This is a genomic window from Marinobacter sp. B-21 (assembly GCF_056857895.1).
The window spans coordinates 140,080-156,746 of record NZ_JBSXNZ010000072.1; the positions used below are offsets into that span (position 1 = coordinate 140,080).

Consider the following 16,667-nt stretch of genomic DNA (forward strand, 5'->3'; position numbering starts at 1 on the left):
AATCTACGTAACACTTTCGATTGCGACTTTATAGACCGCAACGGTTACATTAATGGTGCCATAAACGACGCAATGTTCTTTCTCACGGTGTACCACTGCGCACCGATCACATCAGCTCCTGACGCGGCAATCGCGTTGAATGCAGCTATATTTCGGCCTTCACGGCCGCACACACGATACTGAATTACTCCACATCTAACATTATGGACTTTTGATAGACCATATAAGACCCACGGAGAATATAACCACGTGATCAGTTTTCTCCGTTTTTTCAGGCCAAATCAGTCACTCACCCATCGGTAAGCTTGCGTTGGCAGGATTTGAACTATACTCAAGCCAACGGTCATCCTGTCTCCATAAGACCAGTTAGGGCCGTTTTCGCAATGCTGCCCTGCGTCAGGGGCGGCATTGTGTATTGCGACGACAGCTTTAAACCACACAAAGGAGTGGATAATGAAAAAACTGATCGCAGGTGCAATTCTTCTGGGTGCCTCCTCCATGGCCTTTGCCCAACCGGGCTGTGGTGTCGGTGCCATGATCTGGAAAGGACAGTCCGGCATTGCCCCCCATGTACTGGCTGCAACCACGAACGCAACCTTTGGTAACCAGACCTTTGGCATGACCACAGGCACACTCGGCTGCCAGACCAACCAGTCTGTCCAGTCCATGGCCATGTACATGGACAGCAACATCGACAAGGTCGCCCGGGACATGTCTCGCGGTGGTGGCGAAAACCTGGATACCCTGGCAGTCCTGCTGGGCGTCGACGAGGCTGACCGTGACAGCTTCCGAAAGGTGCTGCAGGACAACTTCGCCACCATTTTCCCGAGTTCTGACACCACCTCCGGCGAAGCCGTCGGTGCCATCGTCGCCCTGTTGGAAAAGAATGAGTCGCTCAGCAAGTACGTGGCGGCCTGACCCAGATCTATTTAAAGGATGTTCGTGCGCCAGGGAGGGCGCATCGCTCCACCCTCAACACCGTTCAACCCCGGATACAGCACACACCCATGGGCAACATGCTTCGTATTGGGCCAGTTCTGATCTGGCTCGCAGTCAGCCTGCCGACCCAGGCAGAGACGCCTGAGAGCAAACCCGACCTCCACTTTGACCCGGCCTGGCTGGCGCTGGTTCACTATCAGCCGGACTCTTTTGGCGACGGCTACACCAGCCAGGCAGACGATCCGGCATTCTTTCTGAGCGACGACGGCAAGCACTCACCGAAGGCGGAGCTGAAGGCAACCCTTGAGGCGATCCAGCGACCCGGGGAAGGCGATAAGCACGCCCGCTGCCGGTTCCCTGCGCGGGAGGCCTGGCTCCGGCAACAGGTTGACCTGTCGTTACCGGATATTGACTGCCCGGGCTACCAGGAATGGTCCGAGGCCCTGAACACGGAAACTGTGACGCTGGTGTTCGCCGCCTCTTACCTGAACAGCCCGTCTTCCATGTTCGGCCACACCTTCCTGCGACTGGATCCTCCCCAGGACGACGACGAAACCAACCTGCTGCTGGCCAACACCATTTCCTATGCCGCCGACGCTGCCGCCCACGACAACGAACTAATGTTTGCCTACAAGGGCATCTTCGGCGGCTACCCCGGCATCACTACGGTTCAGCCCTACTACGAAAAAATCCGCTTGTATTCCGACATCGAACATCGGGACCTATGGGAATACAAACTGAACCTCACCCAGGACGAAGTGGACATGATGGTCGCCCACGCCTGGGAGATTCGGGACCGGAATTTCGATTACTACTTCTTTGATGAAAATTGCGCTTATCGTCTGCTGGCTCTGATTGATATCGCCCGACCGGGCACAGACCTTCTGGGCGAAGTGAACACTCACGCAATCCCCTCGGACACCGTGCGCTGGGTGGTGGACAAAAACCTGGTCAGCGACGTGTATTACCGGCCCTCAGCGGCCACGTCGGTGGCTTACAGCCTCGCCACCCTTGCCGAAGACCAGCAGACTCTCGCGGCCGCGATCGCCAATGGTTATGTCGACCCGGATGCCCGTGAAGTGGCCAGCTTGCCACCGGAGCAACGGGCCCAGGTTCTGGATGCCACCTACGACTACGTCCGTTACAAAAGTGAAGCGGACGGCTGGCCCCGGGAAATCGCCGCGCCCCTGTCCCACGACTTGTTGCGAGAGCGTAGCCGTATCAACGATGCGCCACCGCCACCGGAGCCTGTTGAGCCCCTGGTAAGGGACGATCAGGGCCACGACACCTTCCGCCTGAGTGTTGGCACCGGCCAGCAGGCACACCGGGAGTTCACCCAGCTCACGTTCAGGCCCGCCTATCATGACCTGCTGGACCCGCCAGCCGGCTACCGCACCGGAGCCCAACTGCAATTCCTGAGACTGGACGCCCGACTTTATACCGACAACAATGAGCTCCAGCTGGAACAGCTCACCGGCGTGGAAATCCGCTCACTGAGCCCCCGAAACGCCTTCTTCTCGCCGCTTTCCTGGCAGGTCGGCTTTGGTGGCCGCCGAACCGACACAGGCAACGACAGGGTACTGACCCCCTACCTGGAAGGCGGCGCTGGCGGAAGCTGGCGTCTTGGCCACCAGACCCAGGCCTTTGCCATCGCCACCGCCGACTTGGAAATCGACGACGACCTGCGCCGTGGTTACGATGCCGCCCCGGGCGCCGATGTCGGGCTGCTGCACCAGAACAACCGCTTCAGCGTGCTCGCCGGTGCCAAAACCAAGGCCTGGATTGTCAGCAGCCAGCATCGCCAGGACCAGCTGTACGCCAAAGCCAACTGGCACTTCGGCCGTGAATTCAGCCTGTTTGCCGAGTTCACCCGTGAAGACCACTTCGACAGGTACCAAAGCGCATGGCAAGCCGGACTCCACGCCTATTTCTGATACCCGGCGCAGCCCGCCTCGCCGGGCTTGCGCTCACCCTCCTGCTGCTTCCGGGTTGCAGCAGCCTCTTCTTTTATCCGGACCGGGTCACCTACATCACCCCGGACCGCCTGAACCTCGATTATGACGACATCTACATCGACACCGCAGACGGCGAAACCCTCCACGGCTGGTGGCTGCCCGCGGAAGCGCCCGAGAACGATGCCAAGGGCACCGTCTACTTCCTCCATGGCAACGCCCAGAACATCAGCAGCCACATCCTCAACGTTGCCTGGCTGCCCCAGGAAGGCTACAACGTCTTCACCATCGACTACCGGGGCTATGGCAAATCCACCGGCGATCCCGACATCGAAGGCGCCCTCCACGACGTCGAAACCGGCCTGCGCTGGCTGGCCAAAAGACCCGACTTGGTGGGCGACCGACCAGTTTACATCCTCGGCCAAAGCCTCGGCGGCGCACTGGGCATAGCCCTCGCCGGCGAATGGACCCGGCGCGAGGAGCAACCCCGGCTGAACGGTGTGATCCTCGACGGCACGTTTTCAGGGTTCCGCGCAATCGCCCGGGAAAAACTCGACACATTCTGGCTCACCTGGCCGCTCCAGATTCCCCTGAGCTGGACCATCCCCGCGGATTTCGAAGGCATCGACCGGATCGCGAGCATCAGCCCGGTTCCGGTAATGATCATTCACAGTGTTCGGGATGGGATCATTCCGTTTCATCATGGAGAGTCGCTTTATGAGGCCGCAGAGGAACCGAAAGAGTTTTTGCAGACGGATACGCCTCATGGGGCGACGTTTGTGATTCCGGGGTATAAGGAGGCCGTGCTGGAGTTTATTGCAGAACGCGGGGACAGGTGAAGATGGGGTCAGAAGAAAGCGTTCTTCTGACCCCGAATTTGGCAGCGGGTAAAGCTGGGGTCAGATGAACGCGTTCATCTGACCCCGTTTTCAGGGTTTGCTATCAGGCAGAGAAATCGGTCGGCTGGTCGCCTTCCTTGATTTCCTTCATGGACAGCTTGACGCGGCCACGGTTGTCGACATCCAGAACCTTAACCAGAACTTCCTGACCTTCGCTCAGCTCGTCAGTCACATTCTCGATGCGGCGATCAGAAATCTGGGAAATGTGCACCAGACCATCCTTGCCAGGCAGGATATTGACGAAGGCACCGAAGTCCACAATGCGCTCAACGCGGCCCTTGTAGATAGCGCCAACCTCGATCTCCGCAGTGATTTCCTTCACCCGGTTCACCGCCGCCTGGGCTGCTTCCTGGTTATCCGCGTAGATCTTCACGTTACCGTCGTCATCCAGATCAATGGAAGCACCGGTTTCGTCACAGATGGAGCGAATCATGGAACCGCCCTTACCGATAACGTCACGGATCTTCTCCGGATTGATCTTGATGGTGGTGATGCTCGGCGCACGGGAAGACAGCTCGGCGCGGGGAGCGGAGATAACCTTGTTCATCTCGCCCAGAATGTGCAGACGGGCTGCGTGCGCCTGCTCAAGAGCAAGCTCCATGATCTCGTCGGTGATGCCGTTGATCTTGATATCCATCTGCAGGGCAGTCACGCCCTCTTGGGTACCGGCAACCTTGAAGTCCATGTCGCCCAGGTGATCTTCGTCACCCAGGATGTCGGTCAGAATCGCAAACTTGTCGTCTTCCTTGACCAGACCCATGGCAATACCGGCAACCGGTGCCTTGATCGGCACACCCGCATCCATCAGCGCCAGGCTGGAACCACAGACCGAAGCCATGGAGCTGGAACCGTTGGATTCAGTGATCTCGGAAACCGCACGGATTGCATACGGGAACTCTTCCAGAGTCGGCATAACCGCCAGAACGCCCCGCTTGGCCAGACGACCATGACCAACCTCACGACGGCCCGGGGTGCCAACACGGCCTGCTTCACCAACCGAATACGGAGGGAAGTTGTAGTGGAACAGGAACGGGTCCTTACGCTCGCCTTCCAGGGCATCAATGATCTGCACATCGCGGGAGGTACCCAGCGTAGTGGTCACGATGGCCTGGGTCTCGCCACGGGTAAAGAGGGCGGAACCGTGAACACTGGGCAGAACACCCACTTCGATTTCGATCGGGCGAACGGTTTTGTTGTCACGGCCATCGATGCGGGGCTTGCCCTCGATAACCTGATGACGAACGATGGCTTTCTCCACCTTGCCAAAATACTTTTTGACTTCATCCGCGGAAGGCTGACCTTCCTCTTCGCCGGCCAGTTTTTCAACCAGTGCCGTCTTGATTTCGCCCAGACGCGCGTAGCGCTCCATCTTGTCGCGAATGCCGTAGGCTTCCTCGATGGCTGCGGAGGCCTCGGCCTTGACGGCATTCAGCAGCTCAGTGTTCTCTGCCGCTGGCTGCCAGTCCCAGCGCGGCTTGCCGATTTCAGCGGCAAATTCCTTGATCGCGGCTACGGCCACCTGCATTTCCTGATGGGCGTACAGAACACCACCCAGCATCTGGTCTTCCGTCAGGCCCTTGGCTTCGGACTCAACCATCAGAACCGCGTCTTCGGTACCGGCCACCACCATGTCCAGCAGGGAGGTTTGCAGCTCTTCAAACGTCGGGTTCAGGAAGTAGCCGCGCTCGTTGGTGTAACCAACGCGGGAGGCGCCGATCGGGCCATCGAACGGGATGCCGGAGATAGACAGCGCCGCCGAGGCGGCCAGCATCGCGGCAATATCCGGATCCTGATTCTTGCTGGAGGACATGACCGTGGTAATGACCTGAACTTCGTTCATGAAGCCGTTCGGGAACAGCGGACGAATCGGACGGTCGATCAGGCGGGACGTCAGGGTTTCCTTCTCGGAAGGACGACCTTCACGCTTGAAGAAACCACCGGGGATTTTGCCCACGGCGTAGGTCTTCTCGAAGTAGTTCACGGTCAGCGGGAAAAACGGCTGGCCAGGCTTGGCTTCCTTGGCGCCAACAACGGTACCGAGCACCGAAATATCATCAACGGTTACCAGCACCGAACCGGTGGCCTGGCGGGCAATACGGCCGGTTTCCAGAGTGACGGTCTTGCCGCCAAGCTCAAACGATTTCTTGAAAGGTTTCAGATCCACAAAAAACTCCTGCATTAATTCTTCATATAGATTGGATAGATCGCGAAGACGGGGTCGAAAGCTTCGAATAAGGGGTCAGATGAAAGCTTTCATCTGACCCCGGGTTCATACCCCGAATTCACGCTGTTCTGCAGATGATGTGATGTGATCCGAAGGGCAACCCGTCTGAAAGCTAACAGGCTGTTGCAAAACCCCGGTCTGTCGGGCGGCAATTCCATAGGCCGCCGGGCCCGGGTTTTTTCAACAACCTGCTATCAATTTCGGCTTTCCATTACGACAAGGAATCCTTCGGTGCCACGGACAATACAACTGCAGTGCGAGACAAGCACAACCAGCAAGCCCCGCAAAAGGACCTGCTGGTTGAAGACTGCCACCGGCGTTACCGGCCCAGCCCTCAGGTCGTAAAGACCCGGATCAGCGACGCAGACCCAGACGCTGGATAAGCTCCAGGTAACGGTCAGCGTTCTTGCGCTTGAGGTAGTCCAGCAGCTTACGGCGCTGGTTTACCATCCGGATCAGGCCACGGCGGGAATGGTGATCCTGCTTGTTGACCTTGAAGTGATCCTGCAGCTTGTTGATGTTGGCGCTCAGCAGTGCAACCTGAACTTCAGGAGAACCGGTATCGCCATCACCTTGCTGAAAATCATTAACGATCTGTGCTTTCTCATTGGCAGAGAGTGCCATAACTCACCTCATTGTTGCGATGCTTTCAGATCCGGCCGAACCGCGCATCTCTACAGCCCGGCTAAACAGCGTTGCGCCTATGGCTTGCCGCTGCTCTTCACCAGCCGGCGGGGGACCAGACTGGTCTCCTCACCTTCCGGGAATGCTTCTGCCAGCCCGACAAAACCTTCACTGCGGTTCTCTTTTGCATAGACACGCACGAAGCCTTCATGGGCTTGACCCGGTATTCTAACCGGTTGTCCGTTCAATATCGATACCAGCGCCGGCCCCGCCAGATGGTGCTCCGGGAACATGGACAGCGCGGCATCCGGGGCGACCAGAAGGCCGTCCAGGCTTTCGCCACGCTCTCGCATGTCTTCCAGGTCTTTGACCACATGGGCATTGGCCAGGGTGAACCCCGAAGCCATGGTACGGCGCAGGGCCGATACATGGGCGCCACAACCGAGGGCTTCGCCAATATCCTCAACCAGTGAGCGAATGTACGTACCCTTGGTGCAACTGACGGCGATATCCAGCTCATTCTCACGAATGTCCAGAAGTGTCAGTTCGTAGATGGTGACTGGCCGGGCCGGTCGCTCCACTTCAATGCCTTCCCGGGCGTATTCGTAGAGCGGGCGCCCCTTGTGCTTAAGCGCCGAATACATGGAGGGGACCTGCAGGATATCGCCCCGGAACCGGTCCAGAACCGGCTCCAGCACCTCAGAGGAAAGACCTGCCGGTACCGGCTTCTCGGCAACGATGGCCCCTTCACTGTCGCCAGTTTCGGTGCTGATCCCGAGCCGTGCGGTGGCAATGTAGGCTTTGTCGCTGTCCAGCATCATCTGGGAGAACTTGGTGGCCTCACCGAAACACAGCGGCAACACACCGGAGGCCAGCGGGTCCAGCGCACCGGTGTGACCCGCCTTGGCCGCACCGAACAGACGCTTAACCTGTTGCAGAATGCCATTGGAGGTGACACCCAGCGGCTTGTCGATCACCAGAATGCCGTTGACGTCACGGCCCTTGCGTCTGCGGCTCAAGCGTTACGCTCCGGATCGTCCTGGCCTTCACCTTCATCACGGTCCACGGCGGGCTTGTCACCAACAGCTTCGCGAATGAGGCTGTCCATCTTGCGGCTATAGCCCTGCAAAGCATCAAAATGGAACCGGAGCTGCGGCACAACCCGCAGCTTCATGGCACGCCCCACCTGCCCGCGAAGAAAGCCCGACGCCTTGTTGAGAACAGCGATAGACTCTTTGACTTCCGGAGACTCCTCCGTCAGCTCTTCGGTGGAAAGCAGGGACACGTAGATATCGGCGTAGCCAAGGTCACGACTGACCTTGACTGCATTTACCGTAACCATGCCCACCCGCGGGTCTTTGACTTCCCGCTGGATGAGCTGGGCCAGCTCCCGTTGCATCTGATCGCCGATGCGATCAATCCGGCTGAACTCTCTTGGCATCAGGCTTCCCTTAACCTCAGGCGCATCATGCGCCGGTGGACTCAAGCTTGCGCTCGACCCGGACGCGATCGAATACTTCGATCTGGTCGCCGACTTTCACGTCGTAACCCTTAACACCGATGCCGCACTCCATGCCATTACGGACTTCAGGAACGTCGTCCTTGAAGCGGCGCAGGGATTCCAGCTCACCTTCAAAGATAACCACGTTGTCCCGAAGAACCCGGATCGGTTTATTCCGGTAAACGGTACCTTCGGTCACCATGCAGCCAGCCACCTGACCAAACTTCGGCGAACGGAAGACGTCGCGAACATCGGCAATGCCGACAATGTCTTCACGGAATTCCGGTGCCAGCATGCCGGTCAGGGCTGCCTTCACATCATCAATCAGGTTGTAGATGATGCTGTAGTAGCGAAGATCCAGACCTTCCTGCTCAACCAGGCGTTTGGACGCTGTATCGGCACGAACGTTGAAGCCGAAGATAACGGCGTTGGTTGCCATGGCCAGGCTGACGTCGGTCTCGGCAATACCACCGACACCGGACGATACAATCTTCACCTGAACCTCGTCATTACCAAGGTCCTGCAGGGCTTTGGTAATGGCTTCCAGAGAACCACGAACGTCGGTCTTGAGCACCACATTGAGGGTTTTGACCTCGTCCTTGCCCATATTCTCGAACAGGTTCTCGAGCTTTGCCGCCTGCTGGCGCTGGAGACGCTGCTCCCGCTCGCGGGTCTGGCGGAACTCGGCCAGCTCTTTGGCCTTCTTCTCGTCGGCAACTGCGAAGAATTCGTCACCGGCATCCGGTGTTCCGTTCAGACCGAGGATTTCGACCGGAATGGAGGGGCCAGCTTCCCTGACCTGTTTGCCGGCTTCATCGGTCATGGCCCGGACCTTACCAAAGTAGGCACCGGCCACAACCATGTCACCCTGGCGCAGGGTACCATTCTGAACCAGTACGGTTGCAACGGAGCCGCGTCCACGCTCAAGACTGGACTCGACCACAACCCCTTTGGCCGGGGCGTCCGTTACCGCCTGCAGCTCCAGAACTTCGGCCTGCAGCAGCAGAGCTTCCAACAGATCGTCGATGCCCGCACCGGTGTGAGCAGAGACCGGCACAAACTGGACATCACCGCCCCAGTCTTCCGGAATCACTTCCATACCGGCCAGCTCCGTCTTGATGCGATCCGGATCGGCTTCTTCCTTATCCATCTTGTTCATCGCAACCACGATGGGCACACCGGCTGAACGGGCATGCTGGACAGCTTCCTTGGTCTGGGGCATCACACCGTCATCGGCTGCAACCACCAGGACCACGATATCGGTGCACTGGGCACCACGGGCACGCATCGCAGTAAATGCAGCGTGGCCCGGCGTATCCAGGAAGGACACCATGCCGTGATCCGTTTCAACGTGGTAGGCACCAATGTGCTGGGTAATGCCACCGGATTCACCGGAGGCCACCTTGGTACGGCGGATGTAGTCCAGCAGTGACGTTTTGCCATGGTCAACGTGACCCATCACACTCACAACCGGAGCGCGCTGGGTCTTTTCGCCGCCTTCAAAGGAGAATTCGCTCAGAACCTCCTCTTCGAACGCGTCATCGCTGACTGTCTTGGGCGTGTGACCCAGTTCTTCGGTCACCAGAACGGCAGTTTCCTGATCCAGTGCCTGGTTGATGGTGGCCATAACGCCCATACCCATCAGGGTCTTGATTACGTCAGCCGACTTGACCGCCATGCGCTGGGCAAGGTCTCCTACAGTAATCGTTTCCGGAATCTCTACTTCTCTGACCATTGGTTTGGTCGGCCTCTCGAAGCCATGACGCTTCTCTTTGGGTTTCTTTTTCGCACGTAGCGGCTTACGCAGCGTGGTATCTTCCTCGTCTTCGGAGATCACCAGCGGCTCTTCCACCGGACGAGCGCGAGGACCGCGATGGCCAGCCTGCTTTTTCTTGGGCTTGCCTTCTTCGACCTCGTCGCTGCGTTCGCGAACCTTTTCTTTCTTCTTCTTCGGCTTGCGATCCTTGCCCTCGCCCTCAGGCGGTGGCATGGGAATGTCTTCCGGAGCGGGAGCTGGCTCTGCTGCTTTCTTCGGCTCTGCCTTCCCGGCCTGTTCCTGCTGTGCAGCCTCTTCCGGGGTCGCTGCCTCAGCCGGGGACGGCTTCTCAGCCTCCGCCTGTGGAGCCTGCTCGGCTGCCGCCTTTGGCGCTTCTTCCACCGGCGGCTGCTCTTGCGCCTGCTCTACGACCAGCTCTTCCTGTTTCGACGCTTCAGCTTCAGGCTGCAGTTCAGCCCGCTTGATGTACGTACGGCGCTTGCGAACCTCAACATTGACGGTTTTTGCCTTGCCCGCCTTGAGGGTCGTGGTGGTCTTGCGCTTCAGGGTAATCTTGCGCGGCTCGGCACCGGCCTCACCGTGGGTCTTTCTCAAATAGGCCAGCAACTGCTGCTTCTCATCGCTGGAGACAGAATCACTCTCGGAGCGGGCCTTCAGGCCAGCCTCCACAATCTGCTTCAGCAAACGATCCACGGGAGCGCCTACATCTTCGGCCAGTTGTTTTACCGTTACTTCAGCCATACTGGTCCTCCTCCCGAATTAGGCCTGGTCTTCAAACCAGGGGGCACGTGCGGTCATGATAAGCTGACCGGCACGCTCTTCATCCATACCATCAATATCGAGCAGGTCGCCAACGGACTGCTCTGCCAGATCTTCCATGGTGCGCACACCCATGCCAGCCAGCTTGAAGGCCAGGCTACGGTCCATGCCGTCCATACCAAGAAGATCCTCTGCCGGCTCGGCACCCTCAAGTGCCTCCTCGCTTGCCAGGGCCTGGTTCAGCAGGACATCCTTGGCACGACGACGCAGTTCAGTGACGGTCTCTTCGTCAAAACCTTCGATCGCCAGCATCTCTTCCATTGGCACATAGGCTACCTCCTCGATCGAAGTAAACCCTTCCTCAATCAGCACACCGGCGAACTCTTCATCAATATCCAGGTTGCCAGTGAAATGCTCGACAAGTCGATTGTACTCCTGCTCCTGACGCTCACCGGCTTCTTCTTCGGTCATCACGTTCAGGGTCCAGCCTGTCAGTTCGGTAGCCAGGCGAACATTCTGGCCGTTCCGGCCAATCGCCTGGGCCAGATTGTCTTCCGCCACAGCCACTTCCATGGTGTGCCGGTCTTCATCCATTACGATGGAGGCAACCTCCGCCGGGGCCATGGCATTAATCACCAACTGGGCCGGGTTATCGTCCCAGAGTACGATGTCGACACGCTCACCACCGAGCTCGTTGGAAACGGCCTGAACGCGGGACCCGCGCATACCAACACAGGCGCCAACCGGATCAATGCGGCGATCATTGGTTTTTACTGCGATCTTGGCCCGGGAGCCAGGATCCCTTGCGGCACCACGGATCTCGATCAGCTCTTCCGCGATTTCCGGCACCTCAATGCGGAACAGCTCGATCAGCATCTGCGCTGCGGTGCGGCTCAGGATCAGTTGGGGGCCGCGATGGTCGGTACGGATCTCCAGAAGCAGGGAGCGCACCCTGTCGCCCATACGGAAGGTTTCCCGGGGAATCAGGTGCTCCCGGGGCAACAGCGCCTCGGCGTTACTGCCCAGATCAACAATGACATTGTCGCGAGTCACTTTTTTGACCGTACCAGACACCAGCTCACCAACACGGTCACGGTAGCTGTCGACAATTTTCATGCGCTCAGCTTCACGGACCTTCTGGAAGATAATCTGCTTGGCAGCCTGGGCTCCGATCCGACCGAAGGCCTCGGATTCAATTTTCTCTTCATGAATATCGCCCGGCTTCAGCGCCGTGTCGATTTCCTCGGCTTCCTGCAGAGTGAGCTCTGTACCCAGCGCAGGAACCGCATCGTTGTCCACAACCAGCCAACGGCGGAAGGTTTCATATTCCCCGGTTTTCCGGTCGATCGAAACCCGGATATCCGCCTCTTCGTCATCAAAGCGTTTTTTGGCCGCGGTGGCCAGTGCCAGCTCGATCGCTTCGAAAATCACATCCTTCTCGACACCTTTCTCGTTCGAGACGGATTCAACCACCAGCAAGATCTCTTTACTCATTGGATTGCCCTGCCCTCAACATAAACTGTGCGTCCACTGACTTTTTCATATCGTTCATTCGAATACCGGTACGATGTGGGCCTTTTCGATGCTGTCAAAAGGCAACAGATATTCGTGGTCATCAACCACCACCACATCATCACCTTCGACACCCTTGATGAGCCCCTGGAACTTCCGGCGCCCTTCAAATGCCATCCGGAGACGAATCTGAACCTGGTGGCCGACAAAGGCTTCGTATTGCTCCAGACGAAACAGCGGGCGATCCATCCCCGGGGATGAAACCTCCAGTGTGTATTCGGTCTGGATGGGATCTTCCACATCCATCACACCGCTGATCTGGCGACTGACTTTTTCGCAGTCCTCGATTCCGATACCGTTCTCGGCATCGTCAATAAATACCCGCAGCAGGGAATGATGGCCCTGTGAGCGGAATTCAATGCCCCAGAACTCATACCCCAGACCCTCAATTACAGGCCGAAGAATGTCTTCCAGTTGTTTAAGCTTGGCTGACAAGTTACGCCTTCTCCGTTATCAGATTTACCGGCCCCAAAAACAAAAAAAGGGCTGTTTTATCAGCCCTTTTTATGCACCAGGGCCCTTTGCGCCAGGCCCCTTAATCAAAAAGCCCCGAACAATGGGGCCTTTTGTTGCAAGAACTCGCAGGAAGCAAACCGATGTACCGCTTCCTGCTGACAGACACCTGGCCTGCCAGAAACCCGCCAGCACCACGCGGCAGGTCCCAATCTCCGCCGGAGTATAGAGACGCCGGGCAGAGTGGTCAAGGACTGACCAAAAAAAACGGCCTGGAGAGTCCAAGCCGCTTTTCTTCTATATGGTGCCCGGGGCCGGACTCGAACCGGCACAGCTTTCGCCACTACCCCCTCAAGATAGCGTGTCTACCAGTTTCACCACCCGGGCAACATTCTTACTCGAGTTCAGGGAGACCAGACTCCCCGCCCCCGGTTTCGCTGGAGGAAGCCTTACCATTTCCAGCGGCACTGTCAGCCGGTGCGGTGGCAGCGGATTCCTCGACTACAGGAATACCTGCTTCCCCGGCCAGTTCGGCGCGCTGCTTGGCAAAGACCGCCAGCGAGAAACTTGTCACAAAAAATACAATGGCGAGCAGAGTCGTAAAGCGGGTCAGAAAACTGCCACTACCCTGACTACCGAATACTGTCTGAGAGGCACCACCACCAAAGGCAGCTCCTGCGTCAGCACCCTTGCCCTGCTGGATCAGCACAAGACCCACCAGCGCCACCGCGATCACGACGTGCACAACGACAACCAGTGTCTCTAACCAATCCATAACGACTCTCGCGAACCTTTAACTTTAGGCATCTGCCGGAACCGCCCGGCAAATACTTACAAATTCTTCTGCTATCAGCGACGCTCCGCCGATCAAGCCGCCATCAACATCCGGCTCGGCAAAAAGCGCCGCTGCATTATCCGCTTTTACACTGCCCCCGTAAAGCAGCGATATCTCTTCCGCCGGGGCACCCATCCCTGCCAGCACTTTTCTGATCGACGCGTGCATGGCCTGGGCATCTTGCGCGGTGGCTGTTTTGCCGGTGCCAATAGCCCATACAGGCTCGTAAGCAACGACAACACGCGACCACTGATCCGGCGTCACTGCTGCCAGCCCTTTCCGGACCTGACCTGCAACAACCGACTCCGCCTCGCCAGCCTCCCGCTGTTCAAGCGTTTCACCGACACAGACGATGGCGTCCAGATCATTGCCAACGAGGCGCTCAACTTTTGCAGCCACCATGTCGTCGCTTTCAGCAAAGATCTGACGACGTTCAGAGTGACCCACCAGACCGTAACGGCAACCCTGATCTCTTGCCATCCCAGCGGAAATCTCACCGGTATAGGCTCCGGATTCCCACTGCCCGACGTTCTGAACACCCAATGCCAGCGCATCACCGGCCTGGGCGACCGCATCTCCGATATAAATTGCGGGAGGAATGATAACAACCTCAACGCCATTATCAAGAGACTCGACCTGGGATCGCACATAGCCTACCAGCGTTTGGGCCAGGTCTCTTGACCCGTTCATCTTCCAGTTTCCGGCTACGATCTTACGACGCATAACAGTTCCCGAACGTGAGGGAGGGCGAACTATACAGCACTCCCTCCCGGCAGACAACCGCCTGAAAACACAAAATTAAGCGGCAGAATTCTCCACCACTTTCGCCAGTTCCTCGACAACCCGCAGGATATCCTCTGCGTCCTGTCCTTCGGCCATAACCCGGATCAACGGTTCGGTTCCAGAGGCTCTGAGCAGGATTCGCCCGGAGCTGCCCAGATCAGATTCGGCCTTTTGCACCGCAGCAACAATGTCGTCTCGGCTGAACGGATCGAAACGCTGGCTTACACGCACGTTAATCATCTTCTGAGGCAGCTTGCTCATGCCCAGACGGATGTCGGAAAGCGTCTTCCCCGATTTTCTGACCGCCAGCAGGGTCTGCAACGCCGAGACAATCCCATCTCCGGTACTCGTGCAGTCACGAATAACCATATGACCCGAGCCTTCACCGCCGAGTACCCAGTTGTTGGCCACCAGGCGCTCCATTACGTAGCGATCGCCGACATTGGCGCGCTCGAATTCGATGCCAATCTCATTCAGTGCCAGCTCGACACCAAGGTTGGTCATCAGGGTACCGACAACCCCGCCTTTCAGGCTGCCCTCCGCAAAGCGCTGGGAGGCAATCACGTAGAGAAGTTCATCGCCATCCACTTCGGAGCCGTCGCGGTCCACCATCAGCACCCGGTCACCGTCGCCGTCAAAAGCGATGCCAAGATCCGCCCCCTTTCCAACAACAGCTGCCTTCAGCGCTTCCAGATGGGTAGAGCCAACGTTCAGGTTGATATTCAGACCATCGGGATCGGCGCCAATCACCGACACCCTGGCGCCAAGCTCACTGAATACCTTAGGGGCAACGTGATAAGTGGCACCGTGAGCGCAATCCAGCACGATTTTCATGCCATCCAGGGTGAATTCGTTCGGCACGGTACTTTTGCAGAATTCCACATACCGGCCCGGGGCATCGTCCACCCGAGAGGCCTTGCCAAGCTCCGCCGGCTCACACACCTGAATCGGCATGTCCAGCCAACGCTCGATTTCCGCTTCCAGGGCGTCATCGAGCTTGGTGCCGTCAGCCGAGAAAAACTTGATGCCATTGTCGTGATGAGGGTTATGGGACGCACTGATCACGATACCGGCCGAGGCCCGGAATGTACGGGTGAGATAGGCGATGGCTGGTGTCGGCATCGGGCCAAGCAGTTTTACATCAACACCGGCGGCTGAAAGTCCGGCCTCGAGGGCGGATTCAAACATGTAACCGGAGAGGCGGGTGTCCTTGCCAATCAATACACTGTTGCGATGGCCATCGCGCTTGAACGCCTGACCGGCGGCCCAGCCCAACTTGAGCATGAATTCGGGGGTAATCGGAAACTCACCGACACGGCCGCGGATGCCGTCGGTGCCAAAATATTTTCTTTCGGACATTAGCCTGCCTCCTTCACTGCCGTCACCACACGGACGGCGTCCACAGTTTCCCTGACATCGTGCACGCGAATTATGCTGGCACCTTTCATGGCGGATATTGTCGCGGCCGCGAGACTTGCGGGCAACCTTTCATTCACATCGCGTCCGGTGATATGGCCGAGCATGGACTTCCGGGAAACCCCAATCAGCAGCGGGTGCCCGAGGATATGCATCTGCTCAAGGGAAGCGAGCAGCTGCAGGTTGTGCTCGAGACTCTTGCCAAAACCGAAGCCCGGGTCGAGCAGAATATTCTCCGGACGAACGCCGGCCATTTCGGCTACACGCATTCGCTCCGAGAGAAACGAACTCACCTCCCGGCGGACATTCCGGTACTCCGGGCAATCCTGCATGGTGTCCGGCTCGCCCTGAATATGCATGATACACACCGGTATGGCAGCCCGGGCGACCACCTCCGGCGCGCCTTCCCGCTGAAGCGCACGCACATCGTTAATCAGGCCTGCCCCGAGTTTCGCCGTTTCCGCCATCACTTCCGGCGCACTGGTGTCCACCGAGACCACGGCATCCAGCTCTCGGGCAACCGCTTCAACCACCGGGCAGACCCGATCCAGCTCTTCCTGAACCGACACCGGCGTCGCACCCGGACGGGTCGACTCACCACCGATATCGATAAATGTCGCACCATCGGCCACCATTTGCCTGGCCCGCTGGAGAGCCACGCCAGGCCGGTTGAACTTCCCTCCATCGGAAAAGGAATCCGGCGTTACGTTTAAAATCCCCATTACGTGGCAGCGGGACATATCCAGCTCCCGCCCGGCAAAATTCATTTTCATGGCAAACCTTTTTCAGACTGGATCGAGTAGGAGGGGGAGTTACCTCCCCCGTCCTCTCACACCACCGTACGTACGGTTCCGTATACGGCGGTTCATGGCTGGCTCTGAAGCCGAGTCATCGTATCCAACAAGCTTACCAGAGACAGGCGGTTAAAGACCT

Annotated in this window: 14 protein-coding genes and 1 tRNA gene; 3 read left to right on the top strand and 12 right to left on the bottom strand. The window is 58.0% G+C overall.

From position 1 onward, the window contains the following. The first annotated feature begins 453 nt into the window (after positions 1 to 453). From AC13C0_RS10955 to AC13C0_RS10965, 3 genes are all read left to right on the top strand, one after another. A complete protein-coding gene (locus AC13C0_RS10955) occupies positions 454 to 918 on the top strand; it encodes a DUF3015 domain-containing protein (protein ID WP_341582747.1) in 465 nt (154 codons plus the stop codon). Positions 919 to 1,007: 89 nt separating this feature from the next. Beyond that, entirely contained in the window at positions 1,008 to 2,873 is a 1,866-nt protein-coding gene (locus AC13C0_RS10960; protein ID WP_117618401.1) for an Lnb N-terminal periplasmic domain-containing protein, read from the top strand. After that, positions 2,843 to 3,730 (top strand): alpha/beta hydrolase, encoded by an 888-nt coding sequence (locus tag AC13C0_RS10965; RefSeq protein WP_117618402.1) that lies wholly within the window; start codon positions 2,843 to 2,845, stop codon positions 3,728 to 3,730. Before AC13C0_RS10960 ends, AC13C0_RS10965 begins: the two co-directional genes overlap by 31 nt. A gap of 103 nt (positions 3,731 to 3,833) precedes the next feature. Here AC13C0_RS10965 and pnp read toward each other — a convergent pair whose 3' ends face one another. The 12 genes from pnp to folP form a co-directional block, all read right to left on the bottom strand. Then, entirely contained in the window at positions 3,834 to 5,969 is a 2,136-nt protein-coding gene (gene pnp / locus AC13C0_RS10970; protein WP_264756472.1) for a polyribonucleotide nucleotidyltransferase, read from the bottom strand. A gap of 399 nt (positions 5,970 to 6,368) precedes the next feature. Next, on the bottom strand, positions 6,369 to 6,638 hold the full coding sequence (gene rpsO, locus AC13C0_RS10975; RefSeq protein WP_099617538.1) for a 30S ribosomal protein S15: 270 nt from the start codon (positions 6,636 to 6,638) through the stop codon (positions 6,369 to 6,371). A gap of 77 nt (positions 6,639 to 6,715) precedes the next feature. Beyond that, a complete protein-coding gene (gene truB / locus AC13C0_RS10980) occupies positions 6,716 to 7,657 on the bottom strand; it encodes a tRNA pseudouridine(55) synthase TruB (RefSeq protein ID WP_117618403.1) in 942 nt (313 codons plus the stop codon). After that, positions 7,654 to 8,079 carry a 30S ribosome-binding factor RbfA gene (rbfA, locus tag AC13C0_RS10985; protein WP_117618404.1) on the bottom strand — a complete coding sequence of 142 codons (426 nt, stop codon included), beginning with the start codon at positions 8,077 to 8,079 and terminating at the stop codon, positions 7,654 to 7,656. The genes truB and rbfA overlap by 4 nt, the downstream gene beginning before the upstream one ends. 25 nt (positions 8,080 to 8,104) lie before the next feature. Then, positions 8,105 to 10,657: a translation initiation factor IF-2 gene (gene infB / locus AC13C0_RS10990; RefSeq protein ID WP_117618405.1), complete on the bottom strand. Its 2,553-nt coding sequence runs from the start codon at positions 10,655 to 10,657 to the stop codon at positions 8,105 to 8,107. Positions 10,658 to 10,675: 18 nt separating this feature from the next. Further along, on the bottom strand, positions 10,676 to 12,169 hold the full coding sequence (gene nusA, locus AC13C0_RS10995) for a transcription termination factor NusA (protein WP_117618406.1): 1,494 nt from the start codon (positions 12,167 to 12,169) through the stop codon (positions 10,676 to 10,678). A 54-nt stretch (positions 12,170 to 12,223) separates the two neighbouring features. Further along, positions 12,224 to 12,682 (bottom strand): ribosome maturation factor RimP, encoded by a 459-nt coding sequence (rimP, locus tag AC13C0_RS11000; protein ID WP_341582748.1) that lies wholly within the window; start codon positions 12,680 to 12,682, stop codon positions 12,224 to 12,226. Positions 12,683 to 13,002: 320 nt separating this feature from the next. After that, positions 13,003 to 13,087 (bottom strand) — tRNA-Leu (locus tag AC13C0_RS11005). Positions 13,088 to 13,094: 7 nt separating this feature from the next. Then, positions 13,095 to 13,475 (bottom strand): preprotein translocase subunit SecG, encoded by a 381-nt coding sequence (gene secG, locus AC13C0_RS11010; RefSeq protein ID WP_117618408.1) that lies wholly within the window; start codon positions 13,473 to 13,475, stop codon positions 13,095 to 13,097. A gap of 24 nt (positions 13,476 to 13,499) precedes the next feature. Continuing rightward, on the bottom strand, positions 13,500 to 14,258 hold the full coding sequence (gene tpiA, locus AC13C0_RS11015; RefSeq protein ID WP_341582749.1) for a triose-phosphate isomerase: 759 nt from the start codon (positions 14,256 to 14,258) through the stop codon (positions 13,500 to 13,502). A gap of 75 nt (positions 14,259 to 14,333) precedes the next feature. After that, the gene (gene glmM, locus AC13C0_RS11020) at positions 14,334 to 15,677 is read right to left on the bottom strand and encodes a phosphoglucosamine mutase (protein WP_117618410.1); all 1,344 of its coding nucleotides are present in this window, start codon (positions 15,675 to 15,677) and stop codon (positions 14,334 to 14,336) included. Beyond that, positions 15,677 to 16,507, bottom strand: coding sequence for a dihydropteroate synthase (gene folP, locus AC13C0_RS11025; protein ID WP_117618411.1), 831 nt, complete (start codon positions 16,505 to 16,507; stop codon positions 15,677 to 15,679). Before folP ends, glmM begins: the two co-directional genes overlap by 1 nt. Positions 16,508 to 16,667: the final 160 nt, after the last annotated feature.

Bases quoted from the DNA above. Each gene is read 5' to 3' on its own strand.
- AC13C0_RS10955 (WP_341582747.1), top strand. From the start codon at position 454: ATGAAAAAACTGATCGCAGGTGCAATTCTTCTGGGTGCCTCCTCCATG.
- AC13C0_RS10960 (WP_117618401.1), top strand. From the start codon at position 1,008: ATGGGCAACATGCTTCGTATTGGGCCAGTTCTGATCTGGCTCGCAGTC.
- AC13C0_RS10965 (WP_117618402.1), top strand. From the start codon at position 2,843: ATGGCAAGCCGGACTCCACGCCTATTTCTGATACCCGGCGCAGCCCGC.
- pnp (WP_264756472.1), bottom strand. From the start codon at position 5,969: ATGCAGGAGTTTTTTGTGGATCTGAAACCTTTCAAGAAATCGTTTGAG.
- rpsO (WP_099617538.1), bottom strand. From the start codon at position 6,638: ATGGCACTCTCTGCCAATGAGAAAGCACAGATCGTTAATGATTTTCAG.
- rbfA (WP_117618404.1), bottom strand. From the start codon at position 8,079: ATGCCAAGAGAGTTCAGCCGGATTGATCGCATCGGCGATCAGATGCAA.
- infB (WP_117618405.1), bottom strand. From the start codon at position 10,657: ATGGCTGAAGTAACGGTAAAACAACTGGCCGAAGATGTAGGCGCTCCC.
- nusA (WP_117618406.1), bottom strand. From the start codon at position 12,169: ATGAGTAAAGAGATCTTGCTGGTGGTTGAATCCGTCTCGAACGAGAAA.
- secG (WP_117618408.1), bottom strand. From the start codon at position 13,475: ATGGATTGGTTAGAGACACTGGTTGTCGTTGTGCACGTCGTGATCGCG.
- tpiA (WP_341582749.1), bottom strand. From the start codon at position 14,258: ATGCGTCGTAAGATCGTAGCCGGAAACTGGAAGATGAACGGGTCAAGA.
- glmM (WP_117618410.1), bottom strand. From the start codon at position 15,677: ATGTCCGAAAGAAAATATTTTGGCACCGACGGCATCCGCGGCCGTGTC.
- folP (WP_117618411.1), bottom strand. From the start codon at position 16,507: ATGAAAATGAATTTTGCCGGGCGGGAGCTGGATATGTCCCGCTGCCAC.